Source organism: Microbacterium sp. HA-8, assembly GCF_046111165.1.
GTDB lineage: Bacteria > Actinomycetota > Actinomycetes > Actinomycetales > Microbacteriaceae > Microbacterium.
The window spans coordinates 1788142-1805554 of the sequence record NZ_CP162025.1 but is presented as its reverse complement, the minus strand read 5'-3'; the positions used below and the strand labels follow the sequence as shown (position 1 = coordinate 1805554).

Below are 17413 nucleotides of genomic sequence, written 5' to 3'. Positions count from 1 at the left end.
GCTGGCCATTCGGCAGGAACACGCCGAAAGGTGGCGGTCTTTGGTCTCGGCCGTCGTTCCGCGCGCTTCTAGGCTCGGATCATGATCGACGCCGTGTCCTACTTCGCCGCAAAACTCCAGCACGAGACCGACGCCTCCGACGTATACGCCGCACAGAAGGCCGGAGACGCCTTCGTGCTGGTGGATGTGCGCAGCGACGAGGCGTGGCGCCAGGGCCGCATCAGCGGCGCCGTGCACGTGCCCTATCGTGACATCCCCGCGCGTGTGGCCGAGTTCGATCCCGACGTGCCCATCGTGGTCTACTGCTGGAGCCCCGGTTGCAACGCCGGCGCGAAGGGTGCCCTCGCGTTCGCCCGCCTCGGGCTGCCCGTACGCGAGATGATCGGCGGCTACGAATACTGGGTGCGCGAAGGGCAACCGACGGAGAACGACGAGGGTCCCCTTCCCCGCACCTTCGACCCGCAGGTGATGGTCGTCCGCTCCTGATCGGCCTGCTCACGTGAAGTGCGGCGCCTCCCACACGGGAGGCGCCGCATTCGAACGTCGCGAGTGCGCACTCAGTGCGCGAAATACCCGCGGTAGTACTCGTAAACCCAGCCGACGATCGCGACGAGGAAGATCGCGAAGCCTATCGGCACCATCCAGGTACCCACCGCCAGTCCGACCAGCGCAACGCCGGCCGCGAAAGCAAGCACGATCGGCCACCACGACCACGGGCTGAAGTGGCCGAGCTCGGGGTCTCCGTCATCGATGTCGGCCGTTAGCACATCCTCGGGCAGTTCGCCGCCCTGAGCTTTGTGCACCCGATCGAGATACCACGCGATGAACGCGGCCATGATGGTGACGAACAGCAGGGCCACGGAACCGACCCACTCGATGCCGTTGTACCACGCCACGTTGGGGTGCGCGACGATGTTCCAGGCCGTGTAGACCACGGCGACGAGACCGAAGAACGCGGCCAGGATCCACCAGAGGACGACGTTGGAGCGCACTTACTTCACCCCTCCCTGGGCAAGGTCGACAACCGGGGCATCGGGTGCGTCCTTCGCGGGACCCACGCCGACGGGCAGGCCTGCCTCGGGGTGATTGAGATCGAACGCGGGACGCTCACTGCGGATCCGCGGGATCGAGGTGAAGTTGTGTCGCGGCGGCGGGCACGAGGTGGCCCACTCCAGCGAAGCTCCGTACCCCCACGGGTCGTTGACCGTGACCTTCGGCGCCTTGCGCGCGGTGATCCACACGTTCAGGAGGAAGGGCAGCATCGACGCGGCGAGCACCATCGATCCGATCGTGGAGAACTGATTCTGCCAGGTCCAGCCGTCGGCCTCGGCGTAGTCCGCGTAGCGCCGGACCATGCCGTCGACGCCCAGCCAGTGCTGGATGAGGAAGGTCATGTGGAAGCCGATGAACAGCAGCCAGAAGTGCACGTAGCCGAGGCGCTCGTTGAGCATGCGACCGGTCCACTTGGGCCACCAGAAGTAGAAGCCCGCGAACATCGCGAACACCACGGTTCCGAAGACCACGTAGTGGAAGTGCGCCACGACGAAATAGGAGTCGGACAGCGCGAAGTCCAGCGGCGGCGACGCGAGGATGACGCCCGTGAGCCCTCCGAAGACGAACGAGATGAGGAACCCGAGCGCAAACACCATCGGGGTCTCGAACGTCACGGATCCTCGCCAGAGCGTGCCGATCCAGTTGAAGATCTTCACACCCGTCGGAACCGCGATCAGCATCGTCATGAGTGCGAAGAAGGGAAGCAGAACCGCACCGGTGACGTACATGTGGTGCGCCCAGACCGCGACGGACAGCGCCGCGATCGCGATGGTCGCGTACACGAGCGTCTTGTAGCCGAAGATCGGCTTGCGGCTGAAGACCGGGAAGATCTCGGACACGATGCCGAAGAACGGCAGGGCGATGATGTACACCTCGGGGTGACCGAAGAACCAGAACAGGTGCTGCCAGAGCAGCACGCCGCCGTTCGCGGGATCGTAGATGTGCGCACCGAGCACGCGGTCCGCGGCGGCGGCGAAGATCGCGGCCGCGAGGACGGGGAATGCCATCAGGATGAGCAGGCTCGTCACGAGGGTGTTCCAGGTGAAGATGGGCATGCGCCACATCGTCATGCCGGGAGCGCGCATCGTGATGATCGTCGTGATGAAGTTGACCGCACCGAGGATGGTGCCGAAACCGCTCATACCGAGGCCCAGCATCCATAGATTGCCGCCGGCTCCCGGCGAGAACGAGGCGTTCGCGAGCGGTTGATACGCGAACCAGCCGAAGGATGCCGCGCCCTGCGGGGTGAGGAAGCCGGAGACCGCGATGGTCGATCCGAACAGGAACAGCCAGAACGCGAAGGCGTTCAGACGTGGGAAGGCCACATCGGGGGCGCCGATCTGCAGCGGCATCATGACGTTGGCGAAGCCCGCGAAGAGGGGCGTCGCGAACATGAGCAGCATGATCGTGCCGTGCATCGTGAACAGCTGGTTGTACTGCTCCTTCGTCGGGATGACCTGCATGCCCGGCGCGAAGAGCTCGGCGCGGATGATGAGGGCCATCACGCCACCGAGGAGGAAGAACAGCACCGAGGCGATCAGGTACATGTACCCGATCGTCTTGTGGTCGGTGGAGGTGATCCACTTGACGACGATGTTGCCCTTCTGCTCGACGCGGGAGCGACTGAGCAGGGCCGCCTGACGCGGCGGGATCGTGGTGGCACGCGAGGGCGAGTGCTCCTGGAGGGGAAGTGTCGTGGCCATCTGTGTCAGCCTTCCTCGGACGCCGCCCCGGTACCGGGCAGGTTGGTGTTGCGGTCGTAGTCGTCGGTGATGTCGCCGACCTGACCCGCGTCGCGGAGAGAGTCGAGGTAGTCCTCGTACTCGTCGGCGCTCACGACCTCGACGTTGAAGAGCATCGCCGAGTGGTATTCGCCACACAGCTCCGCGCACTTGCCCGCGAAGGTGCCCTCACGGGTCGGCGTGAACGACCAGAAGTTGTCGCGGCCGGGGTACATGTCCTTCTTGTAGAGGAAGTCGATGACCCAGAACGAGTGGATGACATCGCGCGACTGCAGTTCGATCTGGACGGTCTGATCGACCGGGAGCACGAGGGTGGGCAAAGCGGCCTGATCGACGTCGCCGTTGGCGGCGGGAACGGCCTGGACGCCCATCGTCCAGACGGCGTCGGAGCCGTCCTCGTCATCGCCGTTGTACTGGAAGTCCCACGCCCACTGCTTGCCGATCGCGACGATCGACACGTCCGGGTCTTCGTACTGCGTCTCGAGGATCGCCTGGTCGCGCGCAGTGAAGGCGAAGAATCCGCCGACGAGGATCAGCGGCACGAGCGTGTAGAAGATCTCGATCGGCATGTTGTAGCGCAGCTGCACGGGCAGCCCGCTCTGGCCCTTGCGGCGGCGGTAGACGATCATCGCCCACAGCATCAGACCCCAGGTCACCACACCCACGGCGAGAAGCACGATCCACGAGTTGACCCACAGACCGGAGATCATCTCGGTGTGGTTCGTGGCGGGTGTGTCTTCACCCTCGAAGCCGGGAAGGAACCCGTTGAGCTCCGTCTGCGTGCATCCTGCGAGGATGCCGGCTGCCGCGATCCCGACGGGGATAGCGGCCCAGCGAAGGCGGCGTTTGGAGCGCACGGTGCACCTTTCCGGGTCGCGGTTGTGACTCTCGTCAGTCTAGGGCAATTCACACCCGACTCAGGCCAGACGCCCAGCCCGACACGCGTCGGACTGGGCGTCTGCTGAGCGCTCTGAAGGGCTCAGTGGAAGCTGTCGCCGCAGGCGCAGCTGCCGGCGGCATTGGGGTTGTCGATGGTGAACCCCTGCTCCGAGATCGTGTCCTTGAAGTCGATCGACGCGCCGTCGAGATACGGCACGCTCATGTTGTCGACGATGACCTCGACGCCGTCGAAGTCGACCGTCTCGTCGCCGTCGAGCTGGCGCTCGTCGAAGTAGAGCTGGTAGATCAGGCCCGAGCAGCCGCCGGGCTGGACGGCGACGCGGAGACGAAGATCGTCACGTCCCTCCTGCGCGAGCAGGCTCTTGACCTTGGTCGCGGCCTCCGTCGTGAGCTTGACGCCGTGGGCGGGAGCCTCGGTGGGAATGATCGTGGTGTCGGTCATGGCAGTCCTCCTTGCCGAGAGTCTACCCGCGCGTCACGCCGACGGCGCCTGCGCTTCACGGTCGTTCGCGGCCCGAAGCAGCAGCGCCTCGCTGAGGATGGCGTGCCGGAACGTGTCGAGGTGCAACGACTCGTTGGGACTGTGCGCGCGGGAGTGCGGATCCTCGACCCCCGTCACGAGGATCTGCGCGTCGGGGAACTCGCGCACCAGGTCGGCGATGAAGGGGATGCTGCCCCCCACGCCCACATCGACGGGGTCGACGCCGTACCCCTCGGCGAAGGCCGCGCGCACCGCGCCCACCGCCCATCCCGAGGTGTCGACGAGGAACCCGTCGCCGAGGTCGATATCCGTGAAGGTCAGCTCGGCCCCGAAGGGAGCGCGGGCACGCAGGTGCGCCTCGAGCGCCGCGAAAGCCTCTGCTGCGGGCTGACCCGGCGCCACGCGCGCGCTGACCACGACGGACACCTCGGGTGCGAGGGTGTTCGAGGCGGCGGCGACCGTGGTGTGGTCGATGCCGGTCACGGTGATCGAGGGCTGGTTCCAGATGCGGGAGAGGATCTCTCCGCGGCCGATGGGCGAGACACCCGGCAGCAGGCCCGCCTCCTCGCGCAGGGTCTGCTCGGTGTAGGGCGGCGTCGCGGCGTCGCGTGAGCGCATCCCCTCCACCGCCACGGCGCCCTCGTGGTCCCAGAGCGTCGCGAGCAGCTTCACGAGAGCCGTGACGGCATCGGGGACGGCGCCGCCGAACATCCCGGAGTGGGAGGCGTGCGCCAACGTACGCACCCTCAGCGTGAAGCGGGCGTTGCCGCGCAGCGACACCGTGAGCGCGGGAGTGTCGGAATCCCAGTTGCCGGAGTCGGCGACGACGATCGCGTCGGCGCGCAGCGCGTCGCGGTTGTCGGAGAGGAACTGCGCGAACGAGCGTGAGCCGTACTCCTCCTCCCCCTCGACGAAGAGGACGAGCCCGAGACCGAGGTCCTCCCCCGCGGCGTCGGCGTCCGCGCGCAGCGCCCGGATCGCCGCGATGTGCGTCATGATCCCCGCCTTGTCGTCCGCGGCCCCGCGGCCGTACAGGCGGCCCCCGCGCACCGTCGGCTCGAAGGGCGGCGAATCCCAGAGCTCGTCGGCGCCGGGCGGCTGCACGTCGTGGTGGGCGTAGAGAAGCACCGTGGGCCTGCCCGGCCGGGCAGCGCGCGTGGCGAGCACCGCCGGCTGGCCGAGTTCGTCGGTGCCGGGCACCGCCGCACGGAGCACGCGCACCTCATCGAAGACGCCCGTGCCCTCGGCAAGGGCGGCGACCGCGTCGGCGCTGCGCTCGAGCTGCGACTGATCGAAGGCCGGCCACGCGATGCCGGGAATGCGCACGAGGGCGCCGAGGTCGGCGAGGGCGGTGGGGATGCCGTCTTCGACGAGTGCGCGGATGTTCGAGGAGGGCAGGGGCACCGCAGAAGTCATGCGGGTAATCTTAAGACGACCCTCCCTCCGACATCACAAGGACTCATCGTGGCCAAGACACCCGCAGCACCGCTGCCCAGCGACGAGCAGGCCAGCCCGGCGGGATCGGGCAAAGGCCGCCCCACGCCCACCCGTGCCGAGCAGGAGGCGGTGCGACGTCGCCCGCTCGTGCCCGACACGAAGGAGGCCAAACAGCGCGCCCGCGCAGAGCTGCAGGCCAAACGCGAGCAGGCGCGCGCCGGCATGGCACAGGGAGATGAGAAGTACCTGCCCGTGCGGGACAAGGGCCCGCAGCGCCGCTTCGTGCGTGACTACGTCGACGGCGGCTGGCATCTTGCCGAGTTCGTCATGCCTGCGATGATCGTGGTGATCCTGCTCACCTTCATCAACATCCCCGTCGTGCAGTTCTACTCGTTCGTCGCCCTGTGGGGCTTCATCCTGCTCGTGATCCTCGACATGGTGCTCACATCCGTGCGCGCCAAGCGCGCCGTGCGCCGCAAGTTCGGCGAGAGCAAGCTCGAGCGAGGGACGGGGTGGTACGCCGCCATGCGCTCGATGCAGATGCGGTTCCTGCGCCTGCCCAAGCCGCAGGTGCGTCGGGGCACGAAGGTCGTCTGAGCGCTGATCAGCGGGCGAGCGCCAGTCCCCGATTGATCTGACGGGCCCACAGCGGCCCCCGGTACAGGAACGCCGTGTACCCCTGGACGAGCGTCGCGCCCGCGGCGAGGCGCTCACGCACGTCGGTCGCCGTCTCGACACCGCCGACGGAGATCACGCAGAAATCGGCCGGAACAACACCGCGGATGAGGCGCAGGACCGCCAGCGACCGTGCGCGCAGGGGCGCCCCGGACAGTCCCCCGACTCCCGCCGCCTCGACGAGCGCGGCATCGGTCAGGAGGCCGCCGCGGGAGATCGTCGTGTTCGTCGCGATGATCCCCGCAAGCCCGAGGTCCACGGCCAGCCGCGCGATCGCCTCGACCTCCTCATCCGGCAGGTCGGGGGCGATCTTCACAAGCAGTGGCGTCGATCCGGCCGCGACCTTCACCGCCGTGAGCAGCGGAGCGAGGGTCTCGACCGCCTGAAGGGTGCGCAGCCCGGGGGTGTTCGGCGACGAGACGTTGACGGCGAGGTAATCCGCCAGCGGGGCGAGCAGCGTCGCGCTGCGCACGTAGTCCTCGGCCGCCTGCTCGACCTCGGCCACCCGGCTCTTGCCGATGTTGACGCCGATGATCGGCCGGTCGCCGCGACGCCGCAGGCGCCGCAGGCGGCGGGCCGCAGCATCCGCCCCCCGGTTGTTGAAACCCATCCGGTTGACGACGGCGCGATCGGGGATGAGCCGGAACAGCCGGGGGCGCGGATTGCCGAGCTGCGGCAGCGCCGTGACGGTCCCCACCTCGACGTGCCCGAATCCGAGCGCCCCGAGGCCGAGCGCACCGACCGCGTCCTTGTCGAATCCGGCGGCGACGCCGAACGGCGTCGGGAAGTCGAGCCCGAGGGCCTGCACACCCGTGCCGGGTGCGGGCCTGGTGACGGCGCGCGCGGCCCACGCGAACGGCCGCTCGCCCAGGACGCGGATCACACCCATCGCGAGATGGTGGGCGGTTTCGGGATCGAGACGCGAGAGGACGTGCGTGAAGAGGGCGCGATACATGGCTCGCCCAGATTACCGGGTCGGGGCGCCCCGGCCCCGGCGCGTCACTCCGATGCCGGTCGGCGCGGGCGCTCGTGATCGGCGCGCAGCTCGCCGATCGCGGACTCGAAGTCGTCGAGGGTCTCGAAGGCCTGATAGACGCTCGCGAACCGCAGATAGGCGATCTCGTCGAGTTCGCGCAGCGGGCCGAGGATTGCCAGGCCTATGTCGTTGGCGTCGATCTGGGAGGACCCGGTCTGACGAACGGCCTCCTCGACGCTCTGCGCGAGCATCGCCAGATCGGCCTCGGTGACGGGCCGCCCCTGACAGGCCTTGCGCACTCCCGACATGACCTTCTCGCGGCTGAACGGCTCGATGACGCCCGAACGCTTGATCACGTTGAGGCTCGCCGTCTCGATCGTGGAGAAACGTCCACCGCACTCGGGGCACTGCCGTCGGCGACGGATCGAGAGACCGTCGTCACTCGTGCGCGAGTCGATGACGCGTGAATCGGCGTGGCGGCAGAACGGGCAGTGCATGGCTCTCTCGGCGGGTCGGTGTCAGTCGGCGGATGCTGCCGTAGCCACCGGGCGGGCGGATGCGGGCGCCGCGGTGAACCGGGCGGTCACCGCCTCGCCGTGGGCGGGCAGGGCCTCCGCCTCCGCGAGGGCGACGATCGCGTCGGCGACCGCCGACAGCGCGGCGCGGTCGTAGGAGATGACCTGCTGTGGCCGGACGAAGGTGTGGGCCCCGAGGCCGGCCGCGTACCGCGCCTGTCCGCCGGTGGGCAGCACGTGGTTGCTGCCCGCCAGGTAGTCGCCGAGGCTCACCGGGGAGTTCTCGCCGACGAAGATGGCGCCCGCGTTGGTCAGGGCGGGCAGAAGCGCCTCCGGTTCGGCGGTGAGCACCTCGAGGTGCTCCGGAGCGTACGCGTTGCTGAACGCCGCCGCCGACGCGAGGTCGTCGACGAGCACGATCGCGGACTGCGTGCCCGAGAGCGCCTGCCGCACGCGGTCGGCATGACGGGTCCGGGCGGCGAGCTCGCCTACCGTGACCTCGACGGCGCGGGCGAGGTCGGGCGAATCGGTGACGAGCACCGCACCCGCCTGTTCGTCGTGCTCGGCCTGACTGACGAGATCGGCGGCGACCAGGCGCGGATCGGCGTCGGCATCGGCGATGACGAGAATCTCGGTCGCCCCCGCCTCTGAGTCCGTGCCGACGACGCCCGCGACATGCCGCTTGGCCGCCGCGACGAAGTTGTTGCCCGGGCCGGTGACGACATCCACTGCTTCGAGGGCGATCTCGGGCACCCCGTAGGCGAGGGCGGCGATCGCCCCCGCTCCCCCGATCGCGTAGACCTCGTCGACGCCGAGCAGACCCGCCGCGGCGAGGATCGTGGGGTGCACGCCGCCGTCCGGTCGCTGCGGCGGCGAGGCGAGGGCGACACCCTCGACACCGGCGACCTGGGCGGGCACGACGTTCATGACGACGCTCGAGGGGTACACGGCCTTGCCGCCGGGCACATATACCCCCGCGCGACGGACGGGCTGCCAGCGCTGGGTGACCCGTGCGCCGGGAGCGAGCTCGGTGACCGAGGGCGGGGGGACCTGCGCCGCGGAGGCGCGACGGACACGCACGATGGCCTCTTCGAGAGCCGCGCGCACGTCCGGATCGAGATCCGCGACCGCCGCGTCGATCTGTGCACGGGGCACCCGGAGGGGGTGACCGCTCACGCCGTCGAAGCGCTCGGCCTGCTCGCGCAGCGCCGCCTCGCCGCGCTCGCGCACGTCCGTGACGATGTCGCCGGCGACGCGCAGGGCGTTCTCGCGGGCCGCGGTCGCCCGCGGAACCAGGGCGGCGGCATCGCGCGCGGACGTGCCGCGGAGGTCGATCGTGCGCATCGTTCCAGGATACGTCGGGGCGTCAGCCGCGCGTGACGCCGGAGACGTCGTAGAGCACGCCGACCCGGCCGTCCTCGTGCCGGACGAGGAAGCTCGATCCGCGGTCGACGACGACGAGCGCCCAGGCCGTGGCGTCGATGCGGAACAGCGGCTGACCGGTGCGTTCGTCGACGACGTCGCGGGGCTCGGGCACGAGAGCCCAGAACGGCTGGTGCGAGACGGCGGGCGCGGGAGCGGGCTCCGGCTCGGCCACCGGCTGCGCCCCGGTGTCGTATCCGCTGCGCGCGTAAGCGGGCGTCGGCGCCCACTGATCCGAGTCGGCGAAGTCGGGCTGCGCTCCGGTGTCGGTCCGATCCGCGGGCTCGACGCGGCCGTCGCCGCTGATCGAGAACGCCCCCGTGGCGGCGTAAGGGTTGGAGCCCTGATCTTCGTGCGGAGCGGCGTCGTACGCCGCGGTCTCGGGCTCGGCGGGCGCGACCGGCTCGGGGCGCGGGCGGGCCACCACCCGGCGCACGGCTCGGGCGTTGCGGTGCGCGGGCGCCTCGGGGCGACCGCGGAAGTCCTCGTCGAAGGGGGCGATGTAGGGCGCGGCGACGGTGAAGAACACCAGCGCCAGCATCGCGAAGAACTCGACCCAGACGACCCATGAGGTGTACCAGGGGCCGCCGTCGGCGACCGTCGCGACGGTGTTCCAGATGTAGGTGAGCCAGACGACCGTGGCCACCGAGAAGGCGACGGACGCGAACTGGTCGATGCCGAGGGATCCGACACGGCGGATGCCGTCGGGAGAGAAACGGCGCAGGACGATGAGGAACACCGCGACCGTGGGCACGCCGATGGTGAGCACCCAGTCGATTCCCGCCATCCACACGGACTGGAACGGCCGATCGAGGTAGGAGAAGAACGACACGACGAAGGCGATCACCCAGGCTCCGAGGATCGCGAGCTCGCGCACAGTGAATCCGCCGACGCCGTACTGGCTGTCGTCGTCCGGCCGCTTCTCCGAGTCGCGGATCACCGTCTCGTCGAGCGATTCCGCACCGTCGGCGGGCTCTTCGTGCAGCTTCTCGTCGGTCACAGTCGTCTCCTTCTGATCGGCGCCGGAGCGCCCTGCTACCTTACCGCCGTCGGGAGCCTCAGCCGAGGCAGCCGGGCCCGAGCAGCGACTTCAGTTCGCCATACAGATCAGCCGAGACCGTGACCGGGTACGGCACCTCGAAAACCTTCGCGACCTGGCCCTTCGTCAGCTTCAGCCGCACTTCGGACGGACCACGGTGGCGGCTGAGCACGTCGGCGAGCTCCGAGATGACCGCTTCGGTGGCACGACGCTCGGGAACGATCAGGTCGAGTCCGCCCGATGCATCGACCGAACCCAGATCGGGCACCATCGCGGACACCGCGTGCAGGTTCATGCCGTCATCGCGGCGCGAGACACGACCACGCACGGCGAGGATCGCATCGGGCTGCAGGAGCGGCTGGAACTCCTGATACGTCTTGCCCATGAACATCACGGTCACCTCGCCGTTGAAATCCTCGACGGTGATCATGCCGTAGGGATTCCCGCTGGATTTGGCGACGCGGTGCTGGACGCTCGTGAGCAGCCCCGCGACCGTGACCTGGTCGCCGTCGTTGAGGTCGTCGGAGGAGAGCAGGTCGTGGATGGACGTGGAGGCGTGTTTGGCCAGCGGAACCTCGAGCCCTGCGAGCGGATGATCGGACACGTAGAGCCCGAGCATCTCGCGCTCGAACGCGAGCTTGTCCTTCTTGGTCCACTCGGGGCGGTCGGGCACCTTGGCCACGGCCTTCTCGGACTCCTCCAGGAGGCTGTCGAAGTCGAAGCCGTACTGCCCGTTCGCCTCGTTGCGTTTGACGTCGACGACCTGATCGATCGCGTTCTCGTGGATCTCCAGCAGGGCGCGCCGTGTCGACCCGGTCGAGTCGAAGGCGCCGGCCTTGATCAGCGACTCGATCGTGCGCTTGTTGGCCACCTGCATCGGCACCTTCTCGAGGAAGCCGTGGAAGGAGTCGAACCCGCCCTCGCCGCGCACCTGGACGATGGCGTCGACGACGTTCGCACCGACGTTTCGGATCGCGCCGAGTCCGAAGCGGATGTCGTCCTCGACGGCCGCGAAGTAGCGGATCGACTCGCTGACATCGGGCGGCAGCACGCGGATCCCCATGCGTCGGCACTCGTTGAGGTAGACCGCGAGCTTGTCCTTGGAATCGCCCACGCTCGTCAGCAGAGCCGCCATGTACTCGGCGGGATAGTGCGCCTTGAGGTACGCGGTCCAATACGACACGAGCCCGTAGGCGGCGGAGTGGGCCTTGTTGAAGGCGTAGTCCGAGAAGGGCAGCAGGATGTCCCACAGCATCTGCACGGCAGCATCCGAATAGCCGTTCGCGTGCATGCCCGCCTGGAAGCCCTCGTACTGCTTGTCGAGCTCGGACTTCTTCTTCTTGCCCATTGCGCGGCGCAGGATGTCGGCCTGTCCGAGGCTGAAGCCGGCGACTTTCTGCGCGATCGCCATGACCTGCTCCTGATAGATGATCAGGCCGTAGCTGGTGCTGAGGATCTCGGCGAGCGGCTCCTCGAGCTCGGGATGGATCGGCGTGATCTCTTGCAGGCCGTTCTTGCGCAGAGCGTAGTTGGTGTGCGAGTTGGCACCCATGGGCCCCGGTCGGTAGAGCGCGATGACGGCCGAGATGTCTTCGAAGTTGTCGGGCTTGAGCAGCCGCAGGAGGCTGCGCATGGGCCCGCCATCGAGCTGGAAGACGCCGAGCGTGTCTCCGCGGGTGAGCAGTTCGTACGCCGCGGGATCGTCGAGGGTGAGGTCTTCGAGGACGACGTCCTCACCGCGGTTCGCCCTGATGTTGTCGAGGGCGTCGTCGATGATCGTGAGGTTTCGCAACCCCAGGAAGTCCATCTTGATGAGTCCGAGCGCCTCGCAGGAGGGGTAATCGAACTGCGTGACGATCTGGCCGTCCTGCTCGCGCTTCATGATCGGGATGATGTCGAGCAGGGGCTCGCTCGACATGATCACGCCGGCGGCGTGCACACCCCACTGCCGCTTGAGGTTCTCGAGCCCGATCGCCGTATCGAAAACCGTCTTCGACTCGGGGTCGGTCTCGATGAGCGTGCGGAACTCGGACGCCTCCTTGTACCGGGGATGCTGGGGGTTGAACATGCCGTCCAGCGGCATGTCCTTGCCCATGACGGCCGGCGGCATCGCCTTGGTGAGCTTCTCACCCATGCCGAAGGGGAATCCGAGCACGCGGCTGGCGTCCTTCAGCGCCTGCTTGGCCTTGATGGTGCCGTAGGTGACGATCTGCGCCACACGGTCGTCGCCGTACTTCTCGGTGACGTACTGGATGACCTCGCCGCGGCGCCGGTCGTCGAAGTCGACGTCGAAGTCGGGCATCGAGACGCGGTCGGGGTTGAGGAAGCGCTCGAAGATGAGGCCGTGCTGAAGGGGGTCGAGATCGGTGATGCGCATCGCGTACGCCGCCATCGAGCCCGCGCCCGAGCCGCGCCCCGGGCCCACGCGGATGCCGTTGTTCTTCGCCCAGTTGATGAAGTCCGCCACGACGAGGAAGTATCCGGGAAAGCCCATCTGCACGATGACGTCGGTCTCGTACTCGGCCTGTGCGCGCACCTCGGCGGGGATGCCGCCGGGATAGCGGTACTGCAGCCCCTTCTCGACCTCTTTGACGAACCAGGACTGCTCGGTCTCGCCGTCCGGCACCGGATAGCGCGGCATGAAGTTGGCGCTCGTGTTGAACTCGACCTCGCACCGCTCGGCGACGAGCAGCGTGTTGTCGCAGGCCTCGGGGTGATCGCGGAAGATCTGACGCATCTCGGCCGGCGTCTTGACGTAGTAGCCGTCGCCGTCGAACTTGAACCGCTTCGGATCGTCGAGGGTCGAGCCGGACTGGACGCAGAGCAGGGCGGCGTGGCTGGTCGAGTCGTGCTGATGTGTGTAGTGCAGATCGTTCGTGGCCAGCAGCGGGATGCTGAGGTCTTTCGAGATGCGCAGCAGGTCGCTCATCACGCGGCGCTCGATGCTGAGCCCATGATCCATGATCTCGGCGAAGTAGTTCTCTTTGCCGAACAGGTCCTGGAACTCGGCCGCGGCGGCGCGGGCCGCGTCGTACTGGCCGAGGCGCAGGCGCGTCTGCACCTCGCCCGACGGGCAACCCGTCGTCGCGATCAGACCCTTGGAGTAGGTCTGCAGCAGCTCGCGGTCCATGCGCGGCTTGAAGTAGTAGCCCTCGAGGCTGGAGCGCGAGGACAGCCGGAAGAGATTGTGCATGCCCTCGGTCGACTGCGACAGCAGGGTCATGTGTGTGTAGGCGCCCGAGCCCGACACGTCGTCGTCGCTCTGGTCGGGGCCGCCCCAGCGCACGCGGGCCTTGTCGCTGCGGTGCGTGCCGGGCGTGACGTACGCCTCGATGCCGACGATCGGCTTGATGCCCGCGTCCTTGGCCGCCTTGTAGAACTCGAACGCGCCGAACGTGTTGCCGTGGTCGGTGACGGCGATCGCCGGCATGCCCTGACGGGCCGCCTCCTGGACGAGCGGGCCGATGCGCGCGGCGCCGTCGAGCATCGAGTACTCGCTGTGGACATGCAGATGAACGAAGGAGTCGGCGGCCACGGATAAAGACTACGTGGGGCCGCCGACATCGTGCCCGCGGGTCGCGGGGGTTCGCGTCGGCCGATCACGCGTCGAAGCTAGGGTTGCCGCATGCCGACTCCCGACTTCGTCCTCGAGCTGCGTCGACACATCGGACACACGCCGATCCCGCTGGTGGGTGTCACCGCCGTCATCCTGCGGGCAGCCGGCGCCGCGGAGGACGGCGTCGAGGTGCTGATGGGTCGGCGCAGCGACACCGGAGCCTGGGCCCCGATCTCGGGCATCGTCGATCCCGGCGAGGAGCCCGCCGACACCGCCCGTCGCGAGTCCCTCGAAGAGGCCGGTGTCGAGGTCGTGGTCGAGCGGATGCTGTCAGTGCATCAGGTGCCGCGGATCACCCATGTCAACGGCGACCAGGTCGACTACCTCGACATCGCGTTCGCGTGCCGGTGGGTGTCGGGCGAGGCCTGGCCCGCGGACGGCGAGCTGACGGCCCTGCGATGGATGCCCGTCACCGAGGCTGTGGCGACAGCATCCGAGGGCAAACGACGCGCGATCCGCCTCGCCGCCGCCGCACCCGCGCCGACCGTCTTCGACACGGCCGGCTGAGCGTCAATCGCCCCGCAGAATCTCCAGCGCACGGGCGAGATCGGCGGGGTACTCGCTCCCGAACACGGACCACTGTCCCGTGGCGGGATGCGCGAAGGCCAGCACCTTCGCGTGCAGCCACTGGCGGGTGAGCCCCAGACGCGTCGAGATCGTCGGGTCCGCCCCGTAGAGGGGGTCGCCGACGCAGGGATGCCGGTGCGCGGCCATATGCACACGGATCTGATGAGTGCGCCCGGTCTCGAGATGGATCTCGAGCAGGGAGGCGCCGGGGAACGCCTCGATGGTCTCGTAGTGGGTGACCGAATCCTTGCCCGTGGGCGTGACCGCGAACTTCCAGGAGTGCGTGGGGTGCCGCCCGATGGGGGCATCGATCGTCCCCGAGAGCGGGTCGGGGTGCCCCTGCACGACCGCGTGATAGATCTTCTCGACCTCGCGCTCCTTGAAGGCTCGCTTGAGCGCGGTGTAGGCGCCCTCGGTCTTGGCGACCGCCATCAGGCCGCTCGTGCCGACATCCAGGCGATGGACGACGCCCTGCCGCTCGGGCGCGCCGGTCGTCGCGATGCGGAAGCCGGCGGCGGCCAGGGCACCCAGGACCGTCGGTCCTTCCCAGCCCACGGAGGGATGCGCGGCGACGCCTGCCGGTTTGTCGACGACGACGATCTCGTCATCGTCGTACACGATGCCCAGCTCCGGCACCGCGACCGGAACGATGCGCGGCTCCTCCTTGGCCTGCCAGTCGACGTCGAGCCACGAGCCGGCACCGACGCGGTCGGACTTGCCCACCGCCCGTCCATCGAGCGTGACGCCGCCGCTCGCGACGACCTCGGCCGCGAAGGTCCGCGAGAATCCCAGCATCTTGGCGAGCGCGGCGTCCATACGCTCGCCGTCGAGCCCGTCCGGTACGGGCAGCCGTCGTGAGGGCACTCTCAGACCTCGCGGGAATCCGGCGCGGGGGCGGTGCCGGTCGCCGCATCCACGCTCTCGCCGTCGGAGGCGCGTCGGTCGCGGGTGCCGTCCATATGGATGCCGAGCAGGACCAGCAGCGCGATCGCGATCATGTCGAGCACGATGAAGATGTCGGCGATGTTGTAGATCGCGGGCATCATCCAGGGTGTCGAGAGGAAGTCGACGACATGCCCCACGGGAAATCCGGGATCACGGAAGAGCCGGTCCGCAAGATTACCGAGAACGCCGCCGAGCAGCAGACCGAGCGTCAGCGCCCACAGGCGCGAACGCACGCGCGTGAACATGAGCCAGATGATCGCCAGGGCGACGGCCGCGAGGGCGATGGTGAAGATCCAGGTGACCTCCTCGCCGAGCGAGAAGGCCGCGCCGGGGTTGAACACCAGCACGAAGATCAGCACGTCGCCGAGGATCTGCACGGGCTCGCCCGGCTCGAGGTGCGCCAGGGCGAGCTGCTTGGTCAACTGATCGGCGGCCAGCACCCCCACCGCGAGGATCGCGATGAGGGCGCCGGCCGCCGACCGATGCAGAGGAGGTCGCCGCCCTGCGATCCGCTCGGGTGCGGGGCTGCGGGAGGCCAAAGCCTAGAGACCGATGGCCGACACGGGCGTGGCACCCGAGTTCGAACCGCTCGCCTCGAGATCGCGCAGCTGACCCTCGATGTAGCTGCGCAGCTGCGCCCGATAGTCGCGCTCGAACGTGCGCAGCTCGGTGATGCGGCCCTCGAGCACCTGACGCTCCTTCTCGAGGCGCGCCGTCTCTTCACGCTGCTTGGCCTCGGCCTCGGCGACGATGCGCGAAGCGGTGGCCTGAGCCTCGGAGACGAGCTTGTCGCGCTGCGAGATGCCCTCGGCGACGTGCTCGTCGTGCAGGCGCTGAGCCAGCTCGATGATGCCGGCGCTCGTGGCGGCGGGAGCACCGCCGGAGGCGGCGGGGGCCGGAGCCTCCTCGACCGGGGCGGGAGCCTCGGCGACGGGCGCCGGGGCCGCGGCCTCGGGCTTCTCACCAGACTCGTACGCGGCGAGCTTGGCCTTCAGCTCCTCGTTCTCGGCGATCGTCTTGCGCCACTCGACGACGATCTCGTCGAGGAAGTCGTCCACTTCTTCGGGGTCGAAGCCCTCTTTGAAGCGGACGTGCTGGAACTGCTTCGTGACGACGTCATCGGGGGTCAGAGCCATGGGATCCGTCCTCTTCATCTCTCGTGGTCCATCGGGCGCCCGGTGGGGCGCGAACTACATCAGCATAGTCCAGGGGTTTTCGCCAGGCGAGGCGCCGGGGCTCCGCCCGGTGCCGCGGCCCGGATCACGCCGTCGCGGCGATCGAGCGCGTGATCCCGAGCAGGACGAAGCACAGGATCATCGTGATCGTGAAAGCGAGATCGATCGCGACCGGCCCGATCCTCAGCGGCGGAATGAGTCGCCGGAAGAATCGGATCGGCGGATCGGTGACGGTGTAGACGACCTCGGCCGCCACCAGCCCCGCGCCCTTCGGCCGCCACTCGCGATTGAACATGGGGATGTACTCGAGTACGAGCCGCGCGAGCAGGACGAAGACGTAAAGGAGGAGGAGGGCGTTGAGGATCGACGCGATCAGGCCCAGCAGTTGCACTCTTACAGACTACGGCTGCGAGAAGGGCGCGGCTTCCGGATCGGCGTGCGCGATCGCGCCGTCGCCCGAGACCGCCACGTGCTCGGGAGAGAGCAGGAAGACCTTGCTCGTCACCCGCTCGATGCGTCCGAACAGGCCCAGCGAGAGTCCGCTGGCGAAGTCGATGAGCCGACGCGCATCGGCGTCCGACATCTGCGACAGATTGATGATGACCGGCACGCCCTCGCGGAAGTTCTCGGCGATCACCTGGGCGTCGCGGTACTGCTTGGGGTGCACCGTGAGAATCTCGGTGAGGCCGCCCACGGCGGGCTGGCGCACGGCAGCGGGCTTGCGGATCGGGGTGACCGTCGCGGTCGCCTCGACCGGCTGCACGCGCTGACGCTGCGGCTGCGCCTGCGGTTCGTCGACGACGTCTTCTTCGTCGGCGAGGCCGAGGTACACCATGGTCTTCTTGAGCGGGTTCGACATCGCATCCTCCG

At 68.5% G+C, this 17413-nt stretch carries 18 protein-coding genes; 3 read left to right on the top strand and 15 right to left on the bottom strand.

Annotated features, from left to right (window positions below; genetic code table 11):
* Positions 1-81: 81 nt before the first annotated feature.
* Positions 82-486, top strand: coding sequence for a rhodanese-like domain-containing protein (locus AB2L57_RS08580; RefSeq protein ID WP_409048572.1), 405 nt, complete (start codon positions 82-84; stop codon positions 484-486).
* A 71-nt stretch (positions 487-557) separates the two neighbouring features.
* Here the strand turns inward: AB2L57_RS08580 and AB2L57_RS08575 are convergent, their stop codons facing one another.
* The 5 genes from AB2L57_RS08575 to AB2L57_RS08555 all read right to left on the bottom strand — a co-directional run bounded on the left by AB2L57_RS08575 (position 558) and on the right by AB2L57_RS08555 (position 5592).
* Complete coding sequence (locus AB2L57_RS08575; RefSeq protein ID WP_292813777.1) at positions 558-992, bottom strand: cytochrome c oxidase subunit 4; 435 nt, start codon at positions 990-992, stop codon at positions 558-560.
* Positions 993-2756: a cytochrome c oxidase subunit I gene (gene ctaD, locus AB2L57_RS08570; protein WP_292813775.1), complete on the bottom strand. Its 1764-nt coding sequence runs from the start codon at positions 2754-2756 to the stop codon at positions 993-995.
* Between the two features lie 5 nt (positions 2757-2761).
* On the bottom strand, positions 2762-3652 hold the full coding sequence (coxB, locus tag AB2L57_RS08565; protein WP_292813773.1) for a cytochrome c oxidase subunit II: 891 nt from the start codon (positions 3650-3652) through the stop codon (positions 2762-2764).
* A 122-nt stretch (positions 3653-3774) separates the two neighbouring features.
* Positions 3775-4137, bottom strand: a complete 363-nt coding sequence (gene erpA, locus AB2L57_RS08560) for an iron-sulfur cluster insertion protein ErpA (protein WP_292813771.1) — start codon at positions 4135-4137, stop codon at positions 3775-3777.
* Between the two features lie 33 nt (positions 4138-4170).
* A complete protein-coding gene (locus AB2L57_RS08555) occupies positions 4171-5592 on the bottom strand; it encodes a dipeptidase (protein ID WP_292813769.1) in 1422 nt (473 codons plus the stop codon).
* A gap of 48 nt (positions 5593-5640) precedes the next feature.
* On the opposite strand from AB2L57_RS08555, the gene AB2L57_RS08550 reads away from it, so the two are divergent.
* Positions 5641-6210 carry a DUF3043 domain-containing protein gene (locus tag AB2L57_RS08550; protein ID WP_292813767.1) on the top strand — a complete coding sequence of 190 codons (570 nt, stop codon included), beginning with the start codon at positions 5641-5643 and terminating at the stop codon, positions 6208-6210.
* Between the two features lie 7 nt (positions 6211-6217).
* On the opposite strand, the gene AB2L57_RS08545 is transcribed toward AB2L57_RS08550, so the two are convergent.
* Genes AB2L57_RS08545 through dnaE form a run of 5 tightly spaced genes read right to left on the bottom strand, consistent with a single transcriptional unit; the run spans position 6218 to position 13727 of the window.
* A complete protein-coding gene (locus AB2L57_RS08545) occupies positions 6218-7243 on the bottom strand; it encodes a quinone-dependent dihydroorotate dehydrogenase (RefSeq protein WP_292813765.1) in 1026 nt (341 codons plus the stop codon).
* A gap of 44 nt (positions 7244-7287) precedes the next feature.
* On the bottom strand, positions 7288-7761 hold the full coding sequence (nrdR, locus tag AB2L57_RS08540; RefSeq protein ID WP_292813763.1) for a transcriptional regulator NrdR: 474 nt from the start codon (positions 7759-7761) through the stop codon (positions 7288-7290).
* 21 nt (positions 7762-7782) lie between these two features.
* Positions 7783-9123 (bottom strand): histidinol dehydrogenase, encoded by a 1341-nt coding sequence (gene hisD, locus AB2L57_RS08535; RefSeq protein ID WP_292813761.1) that lies wholly within the window; start codon positions 9121-9123, stop codon positions 7783-7785.
* A 22-nt stretch (positions 9124-9145) separates the two neighbouring features.
* Positions 9146-10201: a hypothetical protein gene (locus tag AB2L57_RS08530; RefSeq protein WP_292813759.1), complete on the bottom strand. Its 1056-nt coding sequence runs from the start codon at positions 10199-10201 to the stop codon at positions 9146-9148.
* 58 nt (positions 10202-10259) lie between these two features.
* Positions 10260-13727 carry a DNA polymerase III subunit alpha gene (gene dnaE / locus AB2L57_RS08525; RefSeq protein WP_409048606.1) on the bottom strand — a complete coding sequence of 1156 codons (3468 nt, stop codon included), beginning with the start codon at positions 13725-13727 and terminating at the stop codon, positions 10260-10262.
* Between the two features lie 138 nt (positions 13728-13865).
* On the opposite strand from dnaE, the gene AB2L57_RS08520 reads away from it, so the two are divergent.
* Positions 13866-14363 (top strand): NUDIX domain-containing protein, encoded by a 498-nt coding sequence (locus AB2L57_RS08520; protein ID WP_292813458.1) that lies wholly within the window; start codon positions 13866-13868, stop codon positions 14361-14363.
* Between the two features lie 3 nt (positions 14364-14366).
* Here AB2L57_RS08520 and AB2L57_RS08515 read toward each other — a convergent pair whose 3' ends face one another.
* The 5 genes from AB2L57_RS08515 to AB2L57_RS08495 all read right to left on the bottom strand — a co-directional run bounded on the left by AB2L57_RS08515 (position 14367) and on the right by AB2L57_RS08495 (position 17402).
* On the bottom strand, positions 14367-15287 hold the full coding sequence (locus AB2L57_RS08515; protein WP_292813460.1) for an RluA family pseudouridine synthase: 921 nt from the start codon (positions 15285-15287) through the stop codon (positions 14367-14369).
* 2 nt (positions 15288-15289) lie between these two features.
* Entirely contained in the window at positions 15290-15907 is a 618-nt protein-coding gene (lspA, locus tag AB2L57_RS08510) for a signal peptidase II (RefSeq protein WP_292813463.1), read from the bottom strand.
* 3 nt (positions 15908-15910) lie between these two features.
* A complete protein-coding gene (locus tag AB2L57_RS08505) occupies positions 15911-16504 on the bottom strand; it encodes a DivIVA domain-containing protein (protein WP_292813465.1) in 594 nt (197 codons plus the stop codon).
* Between the two features lie 124 nt (positions 16505-16628).
* Positions 16629-16934 carry a YggT family protein gene (locus tag AB2L57_RS08500; RefSeq protein WP_409048571.1) on the bottom strand — a complete coding sequence of 102 codons (306 nt, stop codon included), beginning with the start codon at positions 16932-16934 and terminating at the stop codon, positions 16629-16631.
* A gap of 9 nt (positions 16935-16943) precedes the next feature.
* The gene (locus tag AB2L57_RS08495) at positions 16944-17402 is read right to left on the bottom strand and encodes a cell division protein SepF (protein ID WP_409048570.1); all 459 of its coding nucleotides are present in this window, start codon (positions 17400-17402) and stop codon (positions 16944-16946) included.
* Between the last annotated feature and the right edge of the window lie 11 nt (positions 17403-17413).

Excerpts from the sequence above, each read along its gene's own strand:
- AB2L57_RS08580 (WP_409048572.1), top strand. The coding sequence starts at position 82 with ATGATCGACGCCGTGTCCTACTTCGCCGCAAAACTCCAGCACGAGACC.
- ctaD (WP_292813775.1), bottom strand. The coding sequence starts at position 2,756 with ATGGCCACGACACTTCCCCTCCAGGAGCACTCGCCCTCGCGTGCCACC.
- erpA (WP_292813771.1), bottom strand. The coding sequence starts at position 4,137 with ATGACCGACACCACGATCATTCCCACCGAGGCTCCCGCCCACGGCGTC.
- AB2L57_RS08555 (WP_292813769.1), bottom strand. The coding sequence starts at position 5,592 with ATGACTTCTGCGGTGCCCCTGCCCTCCTCGAACATCCGCGCACTCGTC.
- AB2L57_RS08545 (WP_292813765.1), bottom strand. The coding sequence starts at position 7,243 with ATGTATCGCGCCCTCTTCACGCACGTCCTCTCGCGTCTCGATCCCGAA.
- nrdR (WP_292813763.1), bottom strand. The coding sequence starts at position 7,761 with ATGCACTGCCCGTTCTGCCGCCACGCCGATTCACGCGTCATCGACTCG.
- hisD (WP_292813761.1), bottom strand. The coding sequence starts at position 9,123 with ATGCGCACGATCGACCTCCGCGGCACGTCCGCGCGCGATGCCGCCGCC.
- dnaE (WP_409048606.1), bottom strand. The coding sequence starts at position 13,727 with ATGCTCGACGGCGCCGCGCGCATCGGCCCGCTCGTCCAGGAGGCGGCC.
- AB2L57_RS08520 (WP_292813458.1), top strand. The coding sequence starts at position 13,866 with ATGCCGACTCCCGACTTCGTCCTCGAGCTGCGTCGACACATCGGACAC.
- AB2L57_RS08505 (WP_292813465.1), bottom strand. The coding sequence starts at position 16,504 with ATGGCTCTGACCCCCGATGACGTCGTCACGAAGCAGTTCCAGCACGTC.
- AB2L57_RS08495 (WP_409048570.1), bottom strand. The coding sequence starts at position 17,402 with ATGTCGAACCCGCTCAAGAAGACCATGGTGTACCTCGGCCTCGCCGAC.